The organism is Bifidobacterium asteroides (assembly GCF_003202755.1).
Classification (GTDB): Bacteria; Actinomycetota; Actinomycetes; order Actinomycetales; family Bifidobacteriaceae; genus Bombiscardovia; species Bombiscardovia asteroides_F.
This window is the reverse complement of record NZ_QGLK01000001.1, coordinates 139427-162775: the sequence shown is the minus strand read 5'-3', so window position 1 is coordinate 162775 and position 23349 is coordinate 139427. Positions and strand designations below refer to the sequence as shown.

The 23349-nt window shown below is 61.9% G+C and carries 15 protein-coding genes; 3 read left to right on the top strand and 12 right to left on the bottom strand.

Annotated elements, in window-relative coordinates:
* Window positions 1-120: 120 nt before the first annotated feature.
* The 6 genes from ilvA to DKK74_RS00565 all read right to left on the bottom strand — a co-directional run bounded on the left by ilvA (window position 121) and on the right by DKK74_RS00565 (window position 9628).
* The gene (gene ilvA / locus DKK74_RS00590) at window positions 121-1386 is read right to left on the bottom strand and encodes a threonine ammonia-lyase (protein WP_110412317.1); all 1266 of its coding nucleotides are present in this window, start codon (window positions 1384-1386) and stop codon (window positions 121-123) included.
* 457 nt (window positions 1387-1843) lie between these two features.
* A complete protein-coding gene (locus DKK74_RS00585) occupies window positions 1844-4309 on the bottom strand; it encodes a bifunctional alpha,alpha-trehalose-phosphate synthase (UDP-forming)/trehalose-phosphatase (protein ID WP_181414839.1) in 2466 nt (821 codons plus the stop codon).
* Between the two features lie 162 nt (window positions 4310-4471).
* Window positions 4472-6382 (bottom strand): glycoside hydrolase family 13 protein, encoded by a 1911-nt coding sequence (locus DKK74_RS00580; RefSeq protein WP_110412315.1) that lies wholly within the window; start codon window positions 6380-6382, stop codon window positions 4472-4474.
* Window positions 6383-6469: 87 nt separating this feature from the next.
* Window positions 6470-7369, bottom strand: coding sequence for a carbohydrate ABC transporter permease (locus tag DKK74_RS00575; RefSeq protein WP_258334393.1), 900 nt, complete (start codon window positions 7367-7369; stop codon window positions 6470-6472).
* Window position 7370: 1 nt separating this feature from the next.
* Window positions 7371-8309, bottom strand: coding sequence for a carbohydrate ABC transporter permease (locus DKK74_RS00570; protein ID WP_110412782.1), 939 nt, complete (start codon window positions 8307-8309; stop codon window positions 7371-7373).
* Window positions 8310-8329: 20 nt separating this feature from the next.
* On the bottom strand, window positions 8330-9628 hold the full coding sequence (locus DKK74_RS00565) for an ABC transporter substrate-binding protein (RefSeq protein WP_110412314.1): 1299 nt from the start codon (window positions 9626-9628) through the stop codon (window positions 8330-8332).
* Between the two features lie 165 nt (window positions 9629-9793).
* On the opposite strand from DKK74_RS00565, the gene DKK74_RS00560 reads away from it, so the two are divergent.
* Complete coding sequence (locus tag DKK74_RS00560; protein WP_110412313.1) at window positions 9794-11077, top strand: ROK family transcriptional regulator; 1284 nt, start codon at window positions 9794-9796, stop codon at window positions 11075-11077.
* A gap of 22 nt (window positions 11078-11099) precedes the next feature.
* Here DKK74_RS00560 and DKK74_RS00555 read toward each other — a convergent pair whose 3' ends face one another.
* Together DKK74_RS00555 and DKK74_RS00550 are read right to left on the bottom strand one after the other, a co-directional pair.
* On the bottom strand, window positions 11100-13352 hold the full coding sequence (locus tag DKK74_RS00555) for an alpha-galactosidase (RefSeq protein ID WP_110412312.1): 2253 nt from the start codon (window positions 13350-13352) through the stop codon (window positions 11100-11102).
* A gap of 150 nt (window positions 13353-13502) precedes the next feature.
* Window positions 13503-14477 (bottom strand): ketopantoate reductase family protein, encoded by a 975-nt coding sequence (locus DKK74_RS00550; protein WP_110412311.1) that lies wholly within the window; start codon window positions 14475-14477, stop codon window positions 13503-13505.
* A gap of 111 nt (window positions 14478-14588) precedes the next feature.
* Between DKK74_RS00550 and DKK74_RS00545 the strand changes: the two genes are divergently transcribed.
* Window positions 14589-15527: a sulfite exporter TauE/SafE family protein gene (locus DKK74_RS00545; protein WP_309146450.1), complete on the top strand. Its 939-nt coding sequence runs from the start codon at window positions 14589-14591 to the stop codon at window positions 15525-15527.
* Between the two features lie 16 nt (window positions 15528-15543).
* Here the strand turns inward: DKK74_RS00545 and DKK74_RS00540 are convergent, their stop codons facing one another.
* On the bottom strand, window positions 15544-15966 hold the full coding sequence (locus DKK74_RS00540; RefSeq protein WP_110412309.1) for a nucleoside deaminase: 423 nt from the start codon (window positions 15964-15966) through the stop codon (window positions 15544-15546).
* A 59-nt stretch (window positions 15967-16025) separates the two neighbouring features.
* Window positions 16026-18812, bottom strand: coding sequence for a cation-translocating P-type ATPase (locus DKK74_RS00535; RefSeq protein ID WP_258334392.1), 2787 nt, complete (start codon window positions 18810-18812; stop codon window positions 16026-16028).
* A 522-nt stretch (window positions 18813-19334) separates the two neighbouring features.
* Between DKK74_RS00535 and DKK74_RS00530 the strand changes: the two genes are divergently transcribed.
* Window positions 19335-21566: a cation:proton antiporter gene (locus DKK74_RS00530; RefSeq protein ID WP_110412307.1), complete on the top strand. Its 2232-nt coding sequence runs from the start codon at window positions 19335-19337 to the stop codon at window positions 21564-21566.
* A gap of 6 nt (window positions 21567-21572) precedes the next feature.
* Here the strand turns inward: DKK74_RS00530 and DKK74_RS00525 are convergent, their stop codons facing one another.
* Together DKK74_RS00525 and DKK74_RS00520 are read right to left on the bottom strand one after the other, a co-directional pair.
* Complete coding sequence (locus DKK74_RS00525) at window positions 21573-22328, bottom strand: alpha/beta hydrolase (RefSeq protein WP_181414838.1); 756 nt, start codon at window positions 22326-22328, stop codon at window positions 21573-21575.
* 31 nt (window positions 22329-22359) lie between these two features.
* The gene (locus DKK74_RS00520) at window positions 22360-23169 is read right to left on the bottom strand and encodes a hypothetical protein (RefSeq protein WP_110412306.1); all 810 of its coding nucleotides are present in this window, start codon (window positions 23167-23169) and stop codon (window positions 22360-22362) included.
* Window positions 23170-23349: the final 180 nt, after the last annotated feature.

Sequence of the window (23349 nt, the reverse complement as noted above, 5' to 3'; positions counted from 1 at the left end):
GCCAAGCCCAGCAAAGGCGTCGACCATTCTGACTGTTCTCCCGGCGATAATCATCGTCCATCATTGTCCCCGAACATCGGATGCCAGGCACAGGCACCGGATCCAATCGGAACATAGTGCTCAGTAGTTCTGATGGACCTGGAAGCCGTGGCTGCGCAAGGTGTCCAGAATCTGGGTGATGTGATCGGGGCCGTTGGTCTCCACAGTTACCTCCAAGAGCACGCCGTTGTCATAGTGGCCAGAGGATTTGAACTGGTCGTGGTTGAGCTCGATCACATTGGCACGCAGGTCAGCCAGGACCGTGGCCACCTTGACCAGCTGGCCGGGGACATCGGGCAACTCCACCCCGAACTGCATGATGCGCCCGCGGGAGATCATCCCCCGCTGGATGACTGCACCCATGGTGACCGTATCGATATTGCCACCCGAGATGATGGGGACGATCACATGCGGACCCGGGGCCGATCGGAAGACATCGGATTGTAGATCCAACTGACCCAGTGCTGCCAGGGAGACGGCGCCAGCCGCCTCGACCACCAGTTTGTGCTTCTCCAGCATGAATAGGATCATTTCGGAGATATCGCTTTCGGTCACCTGGACCAGATCATCCATATAGCGGCTGAGCAGAGCATAGTTCAGATCGCCGGGACGTCTGACGGCTACGCCCTCGGCAGCCGTACGCATCTGATCTGCTGCGACCACATGACCAGCTGTCAGAGATTCACGCCAGGCCGGAGATCCGACCGGGGTGGCTCCGATGACTCTGACCTCAGGCTTGAAGGTCTTTACGGCGAGCGCCACGCCGGCGCCCAGCCCGCCCCCACCCAGGGGAACCACGATATCGGTGACATCGGGCACATCCTGAAGAATTTCCATGGCGATGGTCCCCTGACCACAGACGACCTCGTAGTCGTCAAAAGGCGGGACGAAGGTCATGCCGCGATCACGTGCCAACCCCAGGGCGTAATCAGAGCTTTCATCGAAGACCTCACCCTGCAGGACAACCTCGGCACCATAGGCCCGAGTGGCATCGACCTTGAGCGGCGGCGTGATTCGGGGCATGACGATGGTGGCCTTCGCGCCACGACTGCGTGCGGCAAAAGCCACCCCCTGGGCATGATTGCCAGCGGAAGCGGTGACGATGCCGCGGTCCAGCTCGTCCTGATTCAGCGAGGCCACCTTGTTATAAGCTCCGCGAATCTTGAAGGATCCGGTCAGCTGCAGATTCTCCGGCTTGAGCAGAACGCGATGGCCTATCCGAGCACCCAGGTCATCGGATTCCTCAATAAGGGTATGGCGGGCAACACCTTTCAGACGTTGGGCGGCGGTGCGCAGGTCGGCGGCATGATCAGCCTCAAGACAGGCGGTGATTGTTGAAGTATCCATGCTCCAAGTATGGTCGGCCGGGCCCGACCAATGGGGTCAGCCGTCAACATGGTGGACACCCAAACATGCCAGAAAACCAAAACATGTGAGCAATCGGACGTTTGGGCACCCGAGGACCAGACAAGTATGAGAGAGGATTGAAACAACCAGGCCGATAACCAGGTGAGTCACCAGCAGCAGACGGATCGGCGTGCCAACAGACAGATTGGTTCGCCAATGCGATCAAGCTGGACAAACAAGTCGGCATGATGAGCAAAAGTCCGTCTGTGGCCAATAGTTACCGGCACCCCTCGCCAGTCGCCACCGACAGACAGAACAGGCGACAGAAGGCAACGGTCGCACCAGACCGACCATAGTCATTCCAGGCTGCCGCCGGTGGTTGGTGATCGCCACCAGCCACTCGTAAACTTGCCGGCATTCACTAGCTGCCACCGGTAGCGGTTGGCGGTGACCTGCCTTACTTGTCGTCAGTGAGCTGGGCATGTGCCTCGTCGACCACGGTATGGTCGTCGCGGAAGTCGTGGGATGCCACGGGCTCATTGGAGTCACGGGCCACACCGGCACCCAGGTCGGCCAGCAGCAGAGTGACCGCGGTCGGATCGTTGACCCGCAGCCGGGCCTTGGTCTGGCCGGGCCCGACCTTGATGGTCCAGCCCTTGTCAGGCATCACGGCGAACATGGTCTCGTCGGTTTCATCGTCGCCCAGAGCCATCATGAAGTCGTAGTCATCGCTGTTGACGAAGGGCAGGATGGCCTGGCCCTTGCTGGTGGCTACGGGGGTGACCTCGACGACCTTGGAATTCTCCATGATCATCAGTCCTAGGCCGACTACTACGCCGCGCAGACGACGGAGCAGATCCTGACGCTCATGGTCGGCCACCTGGGCATCGCTCATCCGGTAGTGCCAGGCCACCGCATCGGACTTGCTTTCCACAAAGGAGTTGGGGACCCTGGTGGCCGACTCATCCATGATGGGCCGGATCACCTTCTGCCAGGTATCGGAGTCGGGCAGGCCTTGCGCCCGCTGCCACTCGTCCGAGTCGCTGCCGGGCAGGTTGCGGTTCCAAGCGCCGTGCTCGGCAATCAGCCCCACCGGCAGGTCGCCGAACCAGTCCTGCATGATCTGATGGCTGCGGCCGGAGACCAGCAGGAAGTCCACATCGGGATTGCTGCCCACCTGGGTCAGTAAACGGCGGAGGGCCTGGGTGGGCTTGGCCCGCTCAGGACGGCGAACCAGCGGGGTCAGCGTCCCGTCATAGTCGCACAGGACCAGACGACGATGGGCGCCGTCCCACTGACGAACGATGGCGTTGTGGTGATCCATACGCAGCCTCCTGTCTGTCATGCCCGGAGTGGATACCTGCCGCAGGGAGTCGAGGAACGAGGTGCACCAGTTGGCTGCAGTGCGCACCTTGAGTCGGGCCTGCATGCGGATGTTGCGACGCTTGGACTCATCGGGGGTGATCTCCAGAGCGTTGTGCAGGGCCTCGCAGACCATGTCGATGTCGTAAGGATTGACGATGAAGGCATCGGTCAGCTCGTCGGCAGCCCCGCACATGTCCGACAGGACCAGGGTGCCGTCGCGTCCGTCATGGCAGGCCAGGTATTCCTTGGCCACCAGGTTCATCCCATCGCGCAGGGGGGTGACCAGGGCTACGTCTCCAGCCGTGTAGATGCCGCAGACCGGCTTGATGGACAGGGAGCGGGTGATGTAATGGATGGGGGTCCAGGCCAACAGGGAGTAGCGGCCGTTGATCTCCCCCACCAACTGGTCCACCTGGGCCTTGAGCCGCTGATAGGACTCGACGACCTCGCGCGAGGGGGTGGCCAGCAGGTAGTAGGTGACATGGCCCACCCACTCAGGGTACTTGTCCAGCATGCGGCCGAAGGCCTGAAGCCGCTCGGGCAGACCCTTGGTGTAGTCCAGCCGGTCCACCGAAACGATGACCTTGTTGGAGCGGCTGCCCACCGAGGAAGCCGCCTGCTTGGCCAGCGTGGACTCGGGGATGTCCTTCTCCATGTAGTGGCTCCACCAGTTGGCGTCCGATGTGGCGGCTTCGTTGGCCGCCACGCCCTCGGCAGTCACCGAGGTGCGGTAGCGATGACGGGGGGACTTGCCACAGACCTCGTCGATTCCCCGACGCATGGCCCGGGCCAGGCCGGAGTGGGCGGTACGCCGGTAGAGGTTGTAGTCGATGCCGATGGGGAAGGCGTCGATGGCTGCTCGGTGGCCGTCAGGCATTTCGACCACGCCGTCCCGGTTGACCGGCAGTTCGGGCAGCAGCCTGTGCAGCGAGGCCAGGAAGCTGGCGGAGAAGTCCACGGTATGGAAGCCGATCAGGTTTGCGCCCAGGACGCCCTCCAGTATCTCGCGGCTCCAAGGCAGGGAGCGGAAGATCTCGGCGCTGGGGAAGGGTACGTGCAGGAACCAGCCGATGGAGGCATCGGGGTAGCGTTCGCGCAACATCTTGGGCAGGAGCATCAGGTGGTAGTCCTGGACCCAGATGGTGTCGCCCTTGCGGATGAGCGGCTCCACCACCTGTGCGAAGCGCATGTTGACCTTGCGGTACATCTCCCAGTCCTCCTGGCGGAAGACGGCCTCATGCGAGAAGTCATGGAAGAGCGGCCAGAGGGTGTTGTTGGAGAACCCGGCATAGTATCCATTCAGCTCCTCCTTGCTCAGGAAGATAGGAATGCACCGGCTCTCCCGGTAGGCCTGACGGATGCGGTCCAGCTCCTTTTCCGAGTACTTTTGCGGATCGATGCCGCTCCAGCCGATCCAGAGGCTGTCCTTATGGGAACGGTGGTAGGGGCCGATGGCCGTGGCCAGTCCCCCCACGTTCTGGCGCAAGGTGTAAGAGCCGTCCTCCTGTGCCTGCAAGGACATGGGCAAACGGTTGGAGACGATGATCAGACGAGACATGCAACCCGCTTTCTTTTCCCGTCCGCGCCGGAATCGTCGGGATTGACCACAGCGCGAACCCATCGCCCCGGGACCCGCGGACCCGACCGGTCCGCACAGGCCCATCAGGGCATCGCTGACTTCCACTCTAGCCTGGAAAGCGTGCCGACGGCGGGGTTTTCCTCAGAGTCGGTAGACGAAGCCCTCCCAGGGGGAGAGGCGGCCGGTCAGCAGGGAGCTGGCGGTTTGCTCCGGTCTGTAGGTGGATATGAGGATCCGATCGGGGTCCACCGCTCCGAAGGCCATGGAAGTGAATCCGGTTTGGTCCAGGCCCAGAAGTGCGGCGGTTTCAGGCGGCAGTGAGGCCGGGCGGCTGCTCAGATTGACCACAACCAGAAGGCGCTGACAGGGCAGGGCATCCAGAACGCTGGCAGCCTCGGGTCCCGACTTGGGCTCCGGTGCCTGGTCCAGGGAACGGGTGAATGAGTAAATCTGGTCCGCATCCGGATCCAGAAGGGTGAAGCCGCCGGCCGCCACGACCGGATTGGTATGACGCAGGCGGATCAGCTCCCGGTAGAAGGCCAGGACCGAGTCCGGGTCACGCAGCTCGGTCTTGGCGTTGACCTTGTCCCTATTGGGATTGACGGCCAGCCAGGGCTCCTTGGGGGCGTATGGAGCCGTGAAGCCGGCGAACTTGGTGGAGTCCCACTGCATGGGGGTGCGGGCGTTGTCGCGGCTCATATAGGCCAGGGCGGCCATCATGGACTCCGGATCCTGCTCGTGCGCCTGGTCGACACGCTGGTGGTAGAGGTTGATGGACTCCAGATCCTGGTACTGGTCGAGGCTGGTGAAGCCGGCATTGGTCATGCCCAGCTCCTCGCCCTGATAGATGTAGGGGGTCCCCCGGTGCATGTGCAGGAGGAGCCCCAGGGCCTTGGCCGAACGCGAGCGCAGCTCCTCACTGGAGGTGTCGCCCCAGCGGGAGACGATCCTGGGCTGGTCGTGGTTGTCGAAGTAGAGGCTGGCCCATCCGGCCTTGGCCACAGCCTGCTGCTGCTCGTCCATGGCCGCCTTGAGCCGGGGAACCTGGAAGGGGCGGATGTCCCACTTGCTGTCCCCCGTGTCAACCTCGGTCTGGGTGAAGAGGAAGAGCATGTCCAGCTCGTGGTTGGCCGGGTCGGTGATCTGCCCGCTGCGGGCAGGCGCCAGACTGGGAGCCTCCCCCACGGTCAGGTAACCCTGCCGACCCTGGAAGACCTGGCTGCGCATCTCTTGGAGGAACTCATCCAGCCTGGGGCCGTCCACGCAGAAGGGCACCGAGGACGAGTACCCCTCAGGCCCCACGGGACCGTCAGCAATGGCCGATCCGTCCTCGCCGGGCAGGCGGCCCTCGGAGTCGACGGTCTTGGAGATCATGACGATCACATCCATGCGGAATCCGTCGATGCCCCGGTCCATCCACCAGTTCATCATGTCGAAGACGGCCTGCCGGACCTGGGGGTTCTCCCAGTTGAGGTCGGGCTGCTTCCTGGAGAACAGGTGCAGGTAATATTCGCCGCGCTGCGGATCATACTGCCAGGCGGAGCCTCCAAAGTAGGACCCCCATTGGTTGGGCTCTGCGCCAGGGGTGCCGGGTTCGTGGCCCGCCTTGGCGGGCCGCCACCAGTACCAGTCGGCGTGCGGGTCCTCCTTGTTGCGGGAGGCCTGGAACCAGGCATGCTCGTCCGAGGTGTGATTGACCACCAGGTCCATGACCACCTTGATTCCCCGCTTGTGGGCCTGGTCCAGAAGCTCATCCATGTCGTCCATGGTGCCGAAGATGGGATCGATGTCCCGGTAATCGGCGATGTCATAGCCGTTGTCGTCCTGGGGGGACTTGTAGACCGGACTGAGCCAGATCACGTCCACGCCCAGGTCGGCCAGGTAGTCCAGCCGCTGCGTGATGCCCGGCAGGTCGCCGTAGCCATCACCGTTGGTGTCCTGGAAGGACCGCGGATAGATCTGATAGACCACCGCGTTGGCCCACCAGGGATTGGGGGTGGCTCCGTTGGTCCGTACCCGATCGGGCAGCTGCATGCGTTCTTTCCGGGTCATGGTCCTCCTCACGAAGATTGGGTTCCTGGGACTTCCTTGTTCTGTGACCTCCACTATAGGCTGACCTAACTGCCTGTCCTGGCGGGGCTACTTGACAGCTCCTCTCATGACGCCGCTGATGACCCACTTCTGTGCGAACAGGTAGACGATCAGAATGGGCGCCAGGGCCATCAGGTAGCTGGAGAAGGCCATCGGGTAGTTGGTGGCGAACTGGGAGCTGAAGACATACTGCGCCAGAGGGATGGTCTGGCTGGTCTGATCCGTCAGGACGATCAGCGGCATGAGGAAATCGTTCCAGGCCCAGAGGGCCGTGGTGATGGCGATGGTCGCATTGATCGGACCCATCAGGGGGAAGATGATGGTCCAGAATATCCTCCAGGTGCCTGCGCCATCCAGGCGGGCGGCCTCCTCAAGAGCGGTGGGGATGGATCGGATGAATCCCGTGGCGATGAAGAGGTTGGTGCCCAGGCCCAACACCACGTAAAGCAGGATCAGACCGGGTACGTTGTCCAAGTGCCAGCTGCCGAACTGCTTGGCGATGGGAAGCATGACCACGGGGAAGGGGACGAACATGGCCGCGATGAAGAAGTAGTAGAGGAAGCGGAAGAAGCGCTTGTCCATATTCCTGGCCACGGCATAGGCCACGAAGGTATTGGTCAGCAGGGTGAGTGCCACTGCGCAGACCGTGACGATGGCCGAATTCAGTGCAGCCTTGGGATAGTTGACCTTGTTCCAGGCATCGGCGAAATTGTGCCACTGCCAGGAAGAAGGCAGGCTGAAGGTTCCGGCCTCCGCAGGGGTCTTCAGAGCCGTGACCACGGTGAAGTAGAGCGGCACAAGAATCGTCAGGGAGAGCACAGCCACGGTGGCCGTCAGCCACCAGTTGACCCTCTTGAGGCGCGACCCCGGGAATCCCAAATGCCGCCTTCCCCCTCTTTCTGATGATTGTGCCGGTGTCTGCGGTTGCATAAGCGCTGTCTGTGCCATCTCAGATCTTCTCCCCTCTTCTGGAAATGCCCAGCTGGATGAACGCGATCACAGCCAGGACGATGAAGAACATGACCGCATTGGCCGTCTGATAGGCGTACTCGCCTCCGGTAAGGCCACCCTTGTAGATGAGGTAGGTGACTGTTTCGGTCTTGGAATCTGGTCCTCCTGCGGTCAGAGCCACCACCTGATCGAAGGTGTTGAAGGCATTCTTCAGGGTCAGCACCAGATTGATGGTGAAGAATGGGCCGATCAAGGGGAAGGTGATCCTCCAGAATTTCTGCCACTCGTTGGCGCCATCGATGGAGGCGGCCTCATAGACCTCCGAATCGATGGTCTGCAGACCAGCCAGATAGATCAAAGTTGAGTAGGCCACCGCCTGCCAGACCGAGAGGAAGACGATGGGAATCCATGCATAGTGCTCGCTGGTCAGCAGGGACTGGGAGAGCCAGCCGATGCCCAGGGCCTTGCCTAGAGCCGGCAGGGGCGTCATAAAGATGTATTTGAAGACATAGCCGATGACCAGAACCGAGAGCGTGTAGGGAATGAAATAGATGACCCGGAACCCGTTCTTGAAGGCGATCTTTCCATTCAGCGCCACCGAGATGAACAGGGCAATGAAGTTGACCAGCAGGGTGATCAGGATAGCAATCAGCAGAGTGAACAGGTAAGCGTGGCCCACACGGCTGTCACGGAAGAGGGCGCCGTAATTCTTGAAGCCGATCCATGAATAGCGCCCGTATCCCTGGGAATTCGTGAAGGAGTAGGCCACACCTTGGAGGAAGGGCACATAGAGGAAGAGCGCGAAAATCAGGGAGGCCGGGACCGCCATCCAGTAGAAGGCGCGGTCCACCTTGCGATTGGAGAACCTTGAAGGCCGCTTTCTGGCCTTGGCTGTTGCGTCAGCAGTACGGATGCCGACGACCTTGGATTGTGCCATGTCTGAGTCCTGACCTTTCATCATTGGAAGTTCCTTGCTTGGACCTTGTCCCATTCGTTCTGCATGGAACCGATGAAGCCATCCACGTCCCCCTTGGTGACCATGGTCTGCAGATAGCCGCCGATATTGATGGAAGAGGGGATGTAATGGTCGCAGAAGTCGGCCAGTCGGTTCTGCTGGAAGAAGGGAAGAACCCCGTTCAGGGCCGGATCGCCTGCCTCCACCTTTCTGGTCGGTGTGAAGGCCGTCTGGGCCTTTGCATACGTGCGCAGCTGCTCGGGCTGCATCAGATAGCGGATCAGCCGCATGGCCTCCTTGGGATGCCTGGTGGTGGCGCCCATGGTCAGCATGACATCGTCGCCAGCCGTCAGTATCTGCCGGGAGGGGGAATCATTCGCCGGCATCTGGGCGAATCCGAGGTCCACATCCGGATCGATCATCCTGATTTGCGGTATAGCGTATGTTCCCAGGGGAAGGATCGCCACCTTGCCCTTGGCCATGTTCTGAGTGCCCTGCTGGTAGGTAACGCCCTTGTCGCCAGTGGAATGGCTGAAGAGCTCGACCTCGCGCCGAGCCGGCTGTGTCCACAGGGTCTTGAAATCGGTTTTCCCAGCCAGAAGATCCCTGTACTTGCTCTCGGGGACCAGAGTCCCCGCCAGCGACGCCAAGGGGGCCTGGGCGGTCCAGGAATCGGAGAGGGTGCCCTGCACAGGTTCGATGCCCTGGTCCTTGAACTTGTCCATGACGGCTGTGAACTCCGACCAGGTACGCGGTGGATTGTCAGGATCTACCCCTGCTTTTCGCCAAAGTGTCTTATTGTATATGTATCCGCTGGCGTTGCCGGCAAAGGGCAGGCCATACAGGCGCTTGGCCGAAGGATCCTTGGTCTGGACCAGATTCCTGGCTATCGACACCATGCCCGGATTGAGCTCCTTGACCAGGGGATCGTCAGTGAAATCATGGAAGACCCCGGATGCCGCGAACATGCCGAAGCTGATATCGCCGTTGAATGTGATGACATCGGGCACCCGGTTTTTGACCAGACGGGTACGCAAATCCGTCTGGGCATCGGCCGAATTGTTGATGTTCACCCTGATGCCAGGATTCTCCTTCTCGAATTGTGCCACCATGGCCTTGAACTGGTCGGCGGCCTCGAACTTGAACTGGAAGAAGTCCAGAGTGACCAGGCCTGAATCCGCGGAACCGCAGCCCGCCATGGCCACGACGGTCAACAGAGCCAGAAGTGAGGCGACTCCGCTGCGGACCCAGGCCGATACTCGGCCAAGCCCGGATCCTTCCCTACTGCCGATATCCTTCATATTTGGCTCCTTTACCATCCACACGGGCAACAATGACCTAGATGATTCTGCGGACCAGCATAGGGGACCGAGATATTTCATTCCCAGCTCCGGCGAGTTCCTTTCGTTAAGAAAGTAATTAGGATAGGCTGTTCAGTGTATGGGGTTTGTCCGTGAGGAGGCGCCGTGGCCGACAGAGACAACATGAGATCAAACCAACACGGGGATGATGACCGCTTAGGGGAAGCACGGCCATTCCCGGCCTGGTTCACGGCCTCCAAATACACCCACCGCATCGCCGTCGAGATCCTCCAGCACGGTCCGATCTCCAGAGTGGCTCTGGCGCGTCGATTCAACCTGACCCAGGGCGCAGTATCACGCATTACCAACGATCTGACCCACCGCGGGGTCATCAAAGAAGCAGGCACACTGCTGCAGACAGACAAGGACCCAGGAAGACAGGATGGCCGCAAGCATAGTTCCAGTAGCGTAGGCAGACCGCAGCAGGCCCTGGTCATCCGCCGGGAAGCCAAGACCTTCATTGGCATCAATCTTCACGGTGGCACCGCGCTGGCCACGGCGACGGACCTGGCCTGTCGACCAGTCGGCCGGTCTCACAGTCATCACATTCGACAACGAGACCCGGGCCAGGTCGTAAGGATGCTGTCAGACCTAACCCAAGATTGCATGCGCGAGATCAACCAGGCCGGACTGCCCAGCCCCTCCGGCCTGGCCATCTCCCTGGGCGGACGAGCGGAGGGAGACAGGGTCGTCACCTATGCCCCCTTCCTGCATTGGAGCGAACCCGTTAATCTTGCAAGCGAGATGGAGAGCACATGTGATCTGCCTTGTCTGGTCTTCAATGATCTCGACGCCCTGGCCCTGTACGAAGGATGGTTTGGCGAGGGCATTGGGCTGGACCGGTTCGCTCTGATCACCATGGGATCCGGCATTGGCTATGCCTTAAGCGAGCACGGCATGCCCGTCTCCTCGCCGGATGAAGGGTTTGGGCTGATCGGCCATCAGCTGGTGGATCCGGATGGGCCGGTCTGCTATCTGGGCCATCGTGGCTGCGCCCAGTGCCTGACTACAGGCTCCCTGGCTGAGCAGTACTCGCATGCCATCGGGCAGGCCGCCAGCCTCGAGAAGTTGGTCAAAGACCTGGAGGAGGACATGCCGCAGGCGGAGACCCTGCTCAATCTGACCGGTTATCGGCTAGGGGTTCTGATCGCCTTGGTGGCCAACGTGGCCCTGCCTGACAAGGTTCTGGTGGGTGGAGAGACTTCCTATCTGATGAAGAGATGCATCGAATCCGTACGCAAGGGCACGGCCTCATTCCGTCATAGCCAGATGGTCGAGGTCCCCGTGAAGATCATCGACGGCGACTGGCTCCGTTGGGCCCAAGCCCCCGCAGCCAGAGCAATCGCCCGGTATCTGCAGGGTCCCGAAGAGGCCGATAAGCCCGAATGAATCGGGAAACGGCTCGACGGATTCAGATACGGCTCGCCTCAAAGATCACTGCCTCCGCCGGGTGAATGACCGGCGGCCGGATTCCTTGAGCGCCCAAGGCCGCACCCGGGAGGACCGCCCCTTGGGGACGCCACCAGGCCAGAGGGCTTTGTCCGTTGCCAATCCGATCCAGGTCACGGCAGACATCCAAGGGCCTGATCCGGTAATCAGCACTGGGGTCCAGGCCGGGAAGCGCCAGGGGCTGCGGGGGGTAATTGGCCGAAGAAGTCAACTGGGTGAAGCGGTAGAGCGCCTGCGAGCCGTCGGCAGAGACCACCCCGTCCAAGCGGACTGCCGGGTCGGGTACGTCGCCATGTACCACATGACCGGTGTGCAGCATCCGCCGCCACTGCTTATACAGATCGATCCACCGCCCCAGCTCATCCCGCTGATCCTGGGGTACAGCGAGCAGGTTCCACTCCACGCCCATATGTCCGAAGAAAGCCATGGCCGCACGCAGACCGAGCGAGGTGGCGCGGCCTGTGGTATGAGACGGGGAATCACCCACATGCTCACCCATCATCTCCGGCGGCACCAGCAGGGATGTGTACCTCTGGATGTCGGCCCGCTCGACCGGATCAACGCAGTCCGAGACCCAGACCCTGTCGGCATATTGCAATACGCCCAGATCGATGCGGGCGCCCCCTGAAGCGCAGGACTCAATCTCCAAGCCGGGATGCCTGGTTTTCAGGTCACGCATGATTCCATAGACCGCCTCGGTCTGCGCATGCACGGCAGGACGTCCTGACCGGGGCGAGCAGGCCTCGGTCACATAACGATTATGGTCCCATTTGATGTAGTCGATGCCCATAAGCGCAATGAGCGAGTCCATGGCATCGAACACATGGGCATAGGCATCGGGATTGGTCAGATCCATGACCTGCTGGTTGCGGCCTTCGACAGGCAGCCGGGAAGGCCCCGGGGACAGGGCCCAGTCAGGATGATCGCGGAAGACGTTTGAGTCCGGACTGATCATCTCGGGCTCGAACCAGAGGCCGAATTCCATTCCCAGCTGATGCACCCTGGCAGCCAGGGCTTCCAGGCTCTTAGGCCCCTCGGGCCATACCTGCCGATCGATGGACCAGTCCCCCAGCCCGGCCTCATCCGAACGCCTGCCCTGGAACCATCCGTCATCAACGACAAAGCGCTCCACGCCTATACGGGCCGCCTGCTCGGCCAGGGCAGCCAGCTTGTCATAGGACTGGTCGAAGTAGACCGCCTCCCAGGTGTTAAGGGTGACAGGCCTGGGACGTGAGGCCAACCCAGGATGGAGGGACCTCAGGAAAGCATGATACCTGTGGGCCGCCTGGTCCAGCCCTTTGCCCCGGGAACCATAGAGCCAGGGCGTGGAATACGCCGGCTGGTCGGCATGCCCGCCAGCGGGAGGAAGCGTGATCTCCCCGGCCATCAGAATCTCGCCACCGCCCAGCGATGCGGGAGCCGAAGGAATCCTCTCGGCGCTGAGCAGACCATTGCCGCTCCAGCCCAAGTGGACTGTGTATACCTCATCATGTTCGAATCCGAACCCGGGTCGACCCGCACACATGACCAGGGAGGAATCAAAATCCGGCCGGCCCACCAGGCTTGGACGCTCCAGACGGCCTACGGTCAAGGGCTGACGTTGTGGACTGCGCTCGCGCAGGTGGTGACCGGTGGTGGTCAGAATCTCGGTTGCCTCGGCCGGCAAAGGAAAAGCCAGCTCCAGGCCGTTGACATCCAGATCTCTGACCGTGTCCAGGTTGAACAGGTCCGCACGCTGCCTGACGAGGCCGGACGGAAGCATCTGGCAACGCCAGGTCAGCCCCACGCCCTGGTCCCGGTCACAGGCCCGGACCTTCAGCGTCGGGACAGCAGAGTCGTCAGACCGGATCGGTTCTGCACCCAGATCGACTGATTCCACCTGGAAGCTGCAAAAGACCTCAACACCGCCGCGGCAGATGCGCAGTCGGCGCTGTCCGGTCCAAGCCTCGGACTGGGTCGGAAGGATGCTGGGCCAGGCCGTCAGGTCCAGTCCTCCTGAGACCCGCTGCGGGGCCAGAGCGTCGTAGGTTCCCAGAAGGGCCTGCGGATCGGCCACTGGATCGCCCCAGTGAACTATCCGCGGCAGACCCTTCCCCGGGAAGAGGACGGCAAGGGCCAGCCCGGACTGCTCCATGTAAACCAACCTGAGGGGAACCCCCAGATTCGATTTGCTCTGATAAGACCCCGTCCTTGGGCCGCCGCGATGATCCTCCATGACACCTCCGCCATAAGCCCGGCGATGTCGGTCGCCGACACTGATAAATCAGGCTCCATGCTAGGGACCTGCGGCTAACTTGTCTGGAAGTGCGTGTTTTTCTTACTTGGGAAAGTAATTCATGGAAATCTGCTCAGTAGCCCCTTGGCATCACCCCTGATCGGACTGCTCCTCATGGTGGACGCGGAAGGCCAGCTCGGCCAGGTGGACACCGTGGGTCAGGAACTCCTGGGTCCGGCAGACGTAGTCATGCTCGCGGCCCAGGCGCGCCAGGTAGCCGTTGATGTAGTCCACCTCGGTCGGACGGCCCTTGGACATGTCCTGGTACATGGAGGGGTAGTGGAGCGGGTTGCCCACGCGGCTGACATAGTCCACCTCGTCCAGGGTCTCCTGGCGGGTCTGAATCAACTGCTTGCCGGCCCGCTCGCAGGCGTCATAGGCCTCGTCGATCAGCTGGCGGGACATGTCCTTGGCCCCCGGGTAGGAGATGAACTGGCCCATGGTGATCTGGTACATGGTGCAGATGGTGTTGACCACCGAGTTGAAGATGATCTTGGCCAGGCAGGTGCCCTCGAAGTTCTCGGTCAGGATGGGGTTGAGGTTGGCGGCCTTGAAGTCGTCGGCCATCCGGCGCTCCAGGTCGGTGGTCTGCTCGGTCATGGCACACAGGTGCATGGAACCGCCCCCGGACTTGCCGATGAAGTCCACGTCGCCCGGCCCATTGAGGACTGTGCCGATCATGGCCGTGCCGCCGTAGATGCGCTCCTTGGGGAAGTACTTGAGCAGCTTGTCGAAGTGACCCCAGCCGTTCATGGCCGAGAAGACCACCTGATGGTCGCGGAAGAGCGGTGCGCAACGCTCCAGGACCCCCTCAAGCTGCATCTGCTTGAGCATGACGATCCAGACGTCGGGGTCGCCCTTGTAGTCCTCGGGGGTGTAAATGTTGACGGGCACCAAATGCCGATTCTCATGATCGCGGGAAACATAGACGCCTCCCTGGTCATGAACCTTGTCAATATTGGGCATCCAGGTATCCACGAAATCCACCTGCAGGCCGGCCTGCTCCTGCAGCAGCACGCCCAGCCGATAGCCCATGGCTCCGGCACCGATGACCGTATAACGCATCGAAACACACCCTCTTTGTTCTCTTGATTAGGCAACGCACCTCCGGGGACCGGCCCGGGGGATACCAAGCAGTATGCCGAGACGGCAGAAGGGAACCGAGGCAACGGTCGCATGATGGACATAAGGACTGGAATACGCCCGGATTCCTGCACCTTGGAGGACTTGGCCGCATACGCGGACATCCTGTCATCCCGAAGAAAACGTCGACCTAGGCTGGAACCCATGCAGAAAGAGCAGAGCGGAGCCGGAAGGATGGACCGGCGGACCCTGGCCATCCTGGTCCTGGTGGGCGTGATCAGCGGATTCCTGTCGGGGATGTTCGGCATCGGAGGCGGATCGATCATCGTGCCTGCCCTGGTGTGGACCGGACTGCAACAACGACAGGCCTCGGCCACCTCATTGGCCTCCATGATCCCCATGTCGCTGGCAGGGGTGGCCTCCTACGCCTTGGGCGGGCATGTGGACTGGCTGGCCGCCCTGCTGCTGGCCGTGGGCACGGTCATTGGGGCGCAGATCGGCACCTGGCTGCTGGACCGGCTTCCAGAGGTGATGCTCAGGTGGCTCTACGTAGGCTTCCTGATGGCAGTCATTGCCCAGCAGCTGCTGTCCACGCCCTCCAGGGAGAGCAGCATCCAGCTGAGCCCGGCGGTGGCCTTGATCATTCTGCTGGTCGGCATCCTGATCGGAACCCTGTCGGGGTTGCTGGGCGTTGGCGGCGGAGCCATCGCAGTGCCAGCCCTGGCCCTGCTAGGGGCTAGCGACCTGATCGCCAGGGGAACCTCCCTGCTGGCCATCCTGCCCAGTTCCTTGTCAGGAACGTTCACCAACCTGCGACACCACCTGGTCCACGCCGGTCAGGGGCTGCTTCTGGGAATCGTGGCCGCCTTGACAACGCCTTTGGGCACCTGGGCGGCTTCAGGGGTCAGCGCGCGAGTAGGCGCCAATCTGTTCGCCGCCTACCTCTGCCTGATCGTCCTGCGGTGCATCTGGGCGGCCCTCCAGGTCACTCCGGCTTTCCAGCGGTACAGGACCAATCGCAACCGCAGCTGAAAAACAGGACTCAGCCCTAACGGTGCTGGGCGAAGAAATCGGCAAGAATTCCTGCGCATGTCTGTTCACACACACCGCCCAGCACCTCGACCTTTGTTCCGGTGTGCGGGTCACGGGGCAGATCCCAGACCGACCCGCAGGCACCCATCTTGGGATCCCAGGCACCGAAGACCACCCTGCTGAAATGGCAGGCCATCAGGGCTCCAGCACACATGGGGCAGGGCTCCAGAGTGACGACCATGGTGCACCCTGCCAAATCCCAGCCCGCGTCGGATTTCCTGATGGCCTCCATCTCGGCGTGGGCCAGGGGACGGCCCAGGGCCTGCCGCTGGTTGAAGCTCCGGCCGATGACCCGGTCCGAGGCATCCAAGACCAGGGCGCCCACGGGCACATCCCCCCGGTCTCCTGCTATGCCGGCCAGCCGCAGGGCCTCCTCCATGGGCGCCTTCCACCGTTCTTGCACGGGTTCAGTCTGACAGTCCAGCCCGACAGGTCGGTTCAGTTGATCATGCCCGCGATGCGCCGGCGCACATGGTGCAGATGGCCCTTGGGCCGCCCCGACGTGTCGATGCCACGCTTGGCCAGGAAGGCACGAACCATCTTGTCGCCCTCGCTGAAGATCAGGACCGTCAGCCCAATCACCAGGCAGATGAGCCACTGGCTTGCGCTCAAGGGGGCCATGCCCAGTACGCCTGCAACCGGAGCCAGATACATGGCCCCCGCATGGATGCCCAGGGCCACGAACGAGGCCACCAGAAGGAAGGTGTTGTCCAAGGGATTGAGTTGGAAGATCAACCTGTTCTCGGACCTGGCCGACATGGCGACGAAGAAGTTGAAGAGGACCAGCAGGGTCAGGGCGATGGTCCGGGCGTGGGCCAGATCCATTCCCGCGTTGATGTTGAGGCGGAAGAGGACCAGGATGCAGGTGGCCATCCAGAGCCCGCAGACGGCAAGTCGCGCCCAGAGCACCCGCGAGAGCAGGCCCTCTCCAGACGAACGTGGGGACGACTCCAGTTCATCCCCGTTGCCTGGTTCGAATCCCAGGGCAATATCCTGGACACCGTTGGTCACGAAGTTGATCCAGAGCATCTGCAGGGGCAGGAAGAGCAGGGGCTCCTCGGAGATCACATTGACCCCCACGGCAATCATGGCGGCTGCAGCCGTGGACAGGAGGAAGTAGGCGGACCCGCGGATGGCCTTGAAGATGACCCTCCCCTGGCGCACGGCCTGGGTGATGGTAACGAAGTTGTCGTCGGTCAGAACCACATCGCTGGCCTCCCGGGCCACGTCGGTGCCGGAACGGCCCATGGCGATGCCTACCGAAGCAGCTTTCAGGGCCGGGGCATCATTGACGCCGTCGCCGGTCACGGCCACCACATGGCCCTCATCCTGCAGGGCCTCCACAATGCGCAGCTTGTCCTGGGGGGAGACGCGGGCGGCGATGGAGGTCTCGCGCAGACGGGCCCGGAGGACCTCGTCGCTCATCTCCAGCATCTCGCTGCCGGTCAACGCCTGGTCGGTGTGCTCAAGGCCCAGTCGGCGGCCTATGGCGGCTGCGGTCACCGGGTGGTCGCCGGTGATCATGACCACACGGATGCCGGCCCCGGCGCAGTCGGCGATGGCCTCGCGCACGCCGGGTCGAGGCGGGTCGAGCATGCCCTCAAGCCCCAGGAATGTCAAATCGTCTGGTCGACGGCGGGAAGCGGGATCCTGGTCAGGGGAAAGGACCCTGCTGGCCACGCCTATGACACGTAGCCCCTGGGAACCCATGGCTTCGTAGGACTTGTGGACGGCCTGGGTGTCCAGGGGAACAACCTGGCCATCCGGGTCCAGCATGGTTCGGCTCATGGCCATGACCGCGTCCGGGGCGCCCTTGACGTATTGGGTCAGGGTGCCGTCAGAGCTGCGGCGGATGGTCATGGAGTGGAGCAGCTCCGGCTCGTAGGGGGTCTCCATGACGATAGGAGCCTCCAAGTCTTCGGTGGTCACGGCTCCGGTCTGGTCGGCCAGGCGGGCCATGGCCATATCGACCGCGTCGCCGCTGTATTCGATGCCGCCTTGTTCATTCGGCTGCCGATGGGCCTCATTGGTCAGAGCCCCGGCCCGGGCAAGTGCGGCCAGACCGCGCATGCGGTCGTCGTCGGATACAGCCACTTTGCCCAGGTCCAGGCCCTCGACGGGGACGGGCTGGCCGCCGCCCAGGGTGAACTGTTCCACGGTCATACGGTTCTGGGTCAGCGTGCCGGTCTTGTCCGAGCCGATGACGGTGATGGAGCCCAGGGTTTCAACGGCCGGCAGCGAACGGACGATGGCATGGTATTCGGCCATCCTCGAGACACCCAAGGCCATGGCCACGGTCAGCACGATGGGCAGGGCCTCGGGCATGGAGGCCACCACCAGGGAGACTGCGGACAGGAAGGCCCCTGTGGCGTCGCCATTGAGGATGGCTCCGCCGATGAAGACGAAGATGGCCACCAGGATGACGGCGACGGCGATGCCCACCTCGGTACGGTGGATGATCCGCTGCAGGGGCGTGCGGCCCTTGGCCACGTGGACCAGATCGTTGATCTCGCCCAGCTCGGTGTCGGAACCAGTGGCCACCACCAGCCCTCGTCCACGGCCGCTGGTGACCATGGTGCCCGAGAAGGCCATGCAGCGCCTGTCGCCCAGGGCTGCATCGCGGTCCACGGGGTCCGTATTCTTCTTGGCATCCTCGCTCTCGCCCGTCAGCATGGCCTCGTCGATGCGCAGGTGGAGGGCCTCGATCAGCCTCAGGTCAGCGGGGATCCTGTCGCCGCTCTCCAGGAGGACCAGGTCGCCTGGCACCAGCTGGTCGGCGTCAATCTGCTCCATCCGGCCCTGACGCACCACTCGTGTGGTGGGGGTAGATAGAGTGGTCAGGGCCTCTACGGCCTTGTCAGCCTTGGACTCCTGCACATAGCCGATGATGGCATTGAGAAAAAGGACCAGGAAAATGGCTGCAGCGTCCACATAGTGCTGCAGAAAAATGGTGATGATGCCGCAGACCATCAGGACGGCGATCAGGGGGCCGGCGAATTGCTCCAGGAAGAGCTTCCAACGGGGTTTGGCCTGGGCCTCGGCCAAGCTGTTAGGCCCGAAGAGCTCCAGTCGGCGTGCGCTCTCCTGCGTATCCAAACCCTGGTCCCCGGTGTGCAGGGTCTCCAGCACAGCCGAGGTCTCCAGGCTGTGCCAGTCGGTGTCGTCGAAACGCATGTCAGTCCCTGCTGCCGCTGCGTTCTGATTCTTAATGTTTGTAGATGTCATGGATGATGTCATCGGTCAACCTGGCCTTTCCAAACCGGATCGGTCATTTGTCCCCGCATGCGACCCTCTGCAGACGTTCATGCAATCTTCCTTTTGGACCGGGGGATGTCCAAAAGCATCGGGGAAACAATAGCGTGCGCGCAAGTCCCCGGGGTCAAGAGATGGGGCTCCATGATCAGCCGCCGCAAGCGGTGCACCTCTAGGAGGTTCGGAGCCTTCCCGGTCTTCACGAGTATACCGATTAAGCCGGCCTTTCATGCACTTACGAGGGGTCCCCGGGCCGGATTTTCACAAATGTTCGCCTATCGCGAGCACAGTCTTTCCACCATTTTTACTTGAGGTGTCAACTTAGCGCACATTGTCCATTAGTGCTGTTCCTGGATATCGCCATTCCGTATAATGGACGATGCGACGTCGATCCTCATGCGACCCTGCACTCGGAGATTCCTTCATTGGTCGAACGAACCCTGCTAGTCGGGCCTGCAGCAGCCCGCCCGGGATTGCGTGGCGGAAAGGAAGCCCGTGGAAACATTCATCCTCATTCTATGCATACTTGCTGCCGTCCTCGTCTCTTCCTTTATTTCCAGGTTCATTCCCCGGATCTCCACCCCCCTGGTCCAGATCGTCCTGGGCGCAGTCATGGCCCTGTTGCCCATTTTCCCGCGGATGCGGCTGGATCCCCAGCTGTTCATGGTCCTCTTCATCGCGCCCCTGCTCTACTACGAGGCTCACACCATCAACAAGGTGGAGTTGCTCAAGGGACTGCGATCATCCCTTTCCCTGGCCATTGGTCTGGCTGCTTTGACCATGCTCATGGTGGGCGTCATCCTGCATGCCGCCTGGCCCATGTTCCCCCTTGCCGCAGCCATGGCCCTGGGCGCCGCCCTGGGACCCACCGATGCCGTGGCCGTTTCCTCCTTAGGCGAGAGCGCCGACCTTACACCGGACGAACATTCGATCCTTGCAGGCGAATCGCTCTTCAACGACGCCACTGGCGTCATCGGCTTCCAGTTCGCCATCCTGGCCACCGTGACCGGCTCCTTCTCCCTGCCCCAGGCCCTGGGCGAGTTCTTCGTTGAATTCGTAGGTGGCATTGGCTTCGGCCTGATCATGGGCTTTGTGATCAACTGGCTCTTTGAGTCGGCCCGCCGCCTGGGCTGGGAAACCACCACTACCAGGATCCTGCTGGAGCTCTTCCTGCCCTTCCTGATATACATGGTCGGGCAGAACATCCTGCATGTGTCCGGAATCCTGGCCGTGGTCTCCACCGGACTGCTGATCCGCTTCGACCACACGGGAGTGGGACCCAATACCTCCAAGGCCAACATCGTCTCATCCAGCGTCTGGAAGGTGCTCTCTTTCAGCCTCAACGGTGCGGTCTTCGTCCTTCTGGGCATGCTGTTGCCGGCAGCCATGGGCACCAGCTGGCGAGACCGGCGGGTCAGCAACTGGATGCTGGTTGCCACCATTACTCTGGTCTGCCTGACCGTGATCGTACTGCGCTTCCTCTGGACGGCCAGCGTTTTGATCTTCACCAAGGACCATGAAACCGGCAGCAGACCACGGATCACATCCAAACTCCTGAGGTCGGCGGCCGTCATGACCTTCGGTGGCCCCAAGGGAACCATCACCCTCTCCCTGGCGCTGACCATCCCCTATATGACCGACGACGGGTCGGCTTTCCCCATGCGCAGCGAGCTGATCTTCGTGGCCGCCGGGGTCATCATCGTCACCCTGGTGCTGGCCAACTTCGCCCTGCCCCTGCTGGCTCCTTCACAGAGCAGCGAGGTACCGGCCCAGCAGGTCGAGAAATCCATCAAGGTGCTCAGGGGCACGGTCCGGGAACTCTCCAGCAGGATTACAGACGAGAACCGGCTGGCCGTCCAGCAGGTAATCAAGCAGTACAATCACCGCATCGCCAAGCTCAAGTCAGAAATCGGCCAGTACTCCCCCAAGGACTTCCAGGACCTGCAGGTGCAGACTATGGAGTGGGAACAGGATTATATGGAGGAGCGGCTGAGCCGGATCGAAGAAGCCCAGGATCAGCTGGAGGAGCGGCTCAGAAGCGAAGACGCAGGCATAGAACAGACGCCTGCATCAACGCAGTCTGCCACCGGAAACCAGACCGAGGCCGAGACCAGCACCGAGGCCGAGACCGTAGCCGACAGGGATGCCGATGCCCAGCTGATCGACCGGCGCAGCGAGCGCGGAGACGACCAGGAGGAACTGCTGAATCTGCGCAGCCAGGAACAGGCCGCCCGCAGGATCCTGTCCACCATATCCGGATCCCTCTTCCACTTGGACAGGGGCGGGGAGCTGCGCTGGAGGGCCTACACGGCTCGCAGACGACTCAGAGGGCTGTTGCACAGCCAGTTCCACCGCCTGAAGCACCTGACCCAGCCGATCGACAAGGACCAGGTCTTCGTTGCCGGGCGCCACCTGCAGGCAGAGATGAACCACTTCCTGATTGAAAAGCTCTACTCCGAGCTGGGCAAGGGCCGCTTCAAGACCGAGGACCTGCTGAACACCATCATCAACCACCAGATGATTGAATCCTCGGCGGAGGGAAAGACCGAATACGCAGGGATACCTGCCGTCAGGGATCAGGTGGAGGAGGCCAAGCGCGAGGGCTACGCCATCGAGCTGAGCCAGATCCAGGACATGGTCGAATCCGGGGAGATCTCACGCACGACGGCCAGGAAGATGCGCCGCAACGTCTACGTCATGCAGGTCGACGCCGACTCGGCCCTCTGATCCGATCTACATAAGGCCCGAGGTCACATCGATTTCGCCCAGCCACTGACGAAGGTCGTTCATCTCGCGCATGTCCACGGCATGGTCCAGGTGATCGTACTCGGTGGTGTGCAGCCATACGTGCTCATCCAGCCAGGCGGCCAGGGCCCGGAATTCGTACTTGGGCACCGTGGTATCATCCGAACCGAATCCCAGGAAGACCGGCTTATTCAAGCCAGCCAGACGCTCATCCGCGGGAGCAGTGCCAGGCACCAGGCCTGGGGCCAGGAACCCGGATAGGCATATGGAGGCTCGGTAGCGCTCAGGGTTGACCCGAAGCAGATGAACAGCCAGCATGGCTCCCTGGGAGAAGCCCATGGCCACCACAGGTCGGTCCTCAGGGATGTTGGCTGAAACCCAGGCGTCCACAGCCCGAGCTGCTGCATAGCCATCCCGATCCAGATCCTCCTGCTCGGGGCGCATATCGTGGAACCAGGTGTAGCCCGGGCCGAACATGCCGCGCTCGCTGCCAGGCACCACCATGGGTGCCCGCAAGGAGGCGTAGTCGTTGTAAGGAGCCACGTAGCGCATCAGTTCAGCCATGTCCTCCTCATTGGAGCCCCAACCGTGCATGAGTACAAAAATGGGCCGCGAGGGGTTGGCTGTGCCCTGCTTGCGGGACCAACGGACCTGCTCGACCGTGAGCTCCTGCCCAAAACGTCCGGGCACCACCGTGGAGGGCCGACCCACCAATCCGCCGTTATCCTTTTGTGCTTGATCCATATCTGCCACGATAGTCGACCGGCCCGGTCATTCAATGCTGACTCATGAGCGGCTCGGCCTGGCCACCCCACTGGCCCTGCAGTCCGGTCACTTGGGCCTTGCTACCAATCACCATCCAACGCTTGCCGGTCAGCAACCATAGATCCTGGGGCTGCAACCCGCCTCCATAGCGGGAGATCAGGTCAGGCACGCGAGCGCGGATAGGCCCTTTGGCCAAGGAGGCCGCTGAATCGTTGTCGAAGACCACGTAGGCCATGGTCGTATCCGTGCAATACCGGGCTTGGGAGATGCCCACATACCCGTCCAAGCCGATGTCATGCCAACCTGAAGCGCACTGGCCAGCAGCCTTATCAATACCGCCGGTCATGGCCTGGGGCGAGCTGATGGGCGCTTCGTCACGCGCAGGAGCCTTGATGATGCCCTTGGGGGAAGAGTTGGCAATAAGCAGGCCTGCCACTGTCAAGAGCATTCCGCAAATCAAAAGAATAATGCCCGCCGAGCCCACCGATGGCCGGTTCGGGACTGGTCCGGAGTGACGGGCTATGACGACCAGGATTATGGTCAACAAGGCAAAGGCCACGGAGACACCCACCCAAGCCGAAATACCCACCTGGCCTATGACACCCAGCCTGGAGGGGGCTATGGCATGGGCCAGCAAGGCCGCGCCCGCCAGGGCCGAGACCAGCCCCGTAACCGCCGCAAACCGACTCCAGATGTTGGCATGGGCTATCTGAATAGGGCGCTCATCAATATCCGGGTGAGGAGGGTAGGAGGCTGGCAGACCCTCATCATACCCGCTGTTCGCCAGCCGCTGATCCAGCTGGTTGAATCCATCGGCCATTGACCTCGCCACCTTTCGCGGTTGGTTTCAGTCTATGGGAGCGGACACATACAGACCAGCGAGGGCGGCCAATGCTTCACCATCCCAACATCCTGCCGGGCTGATAGATGGGCATAGTTAGGCATAGTTACCCATCACCACGACGCTTGGCGCCAGCACAGCCCCGATGGCGGCGAGAAA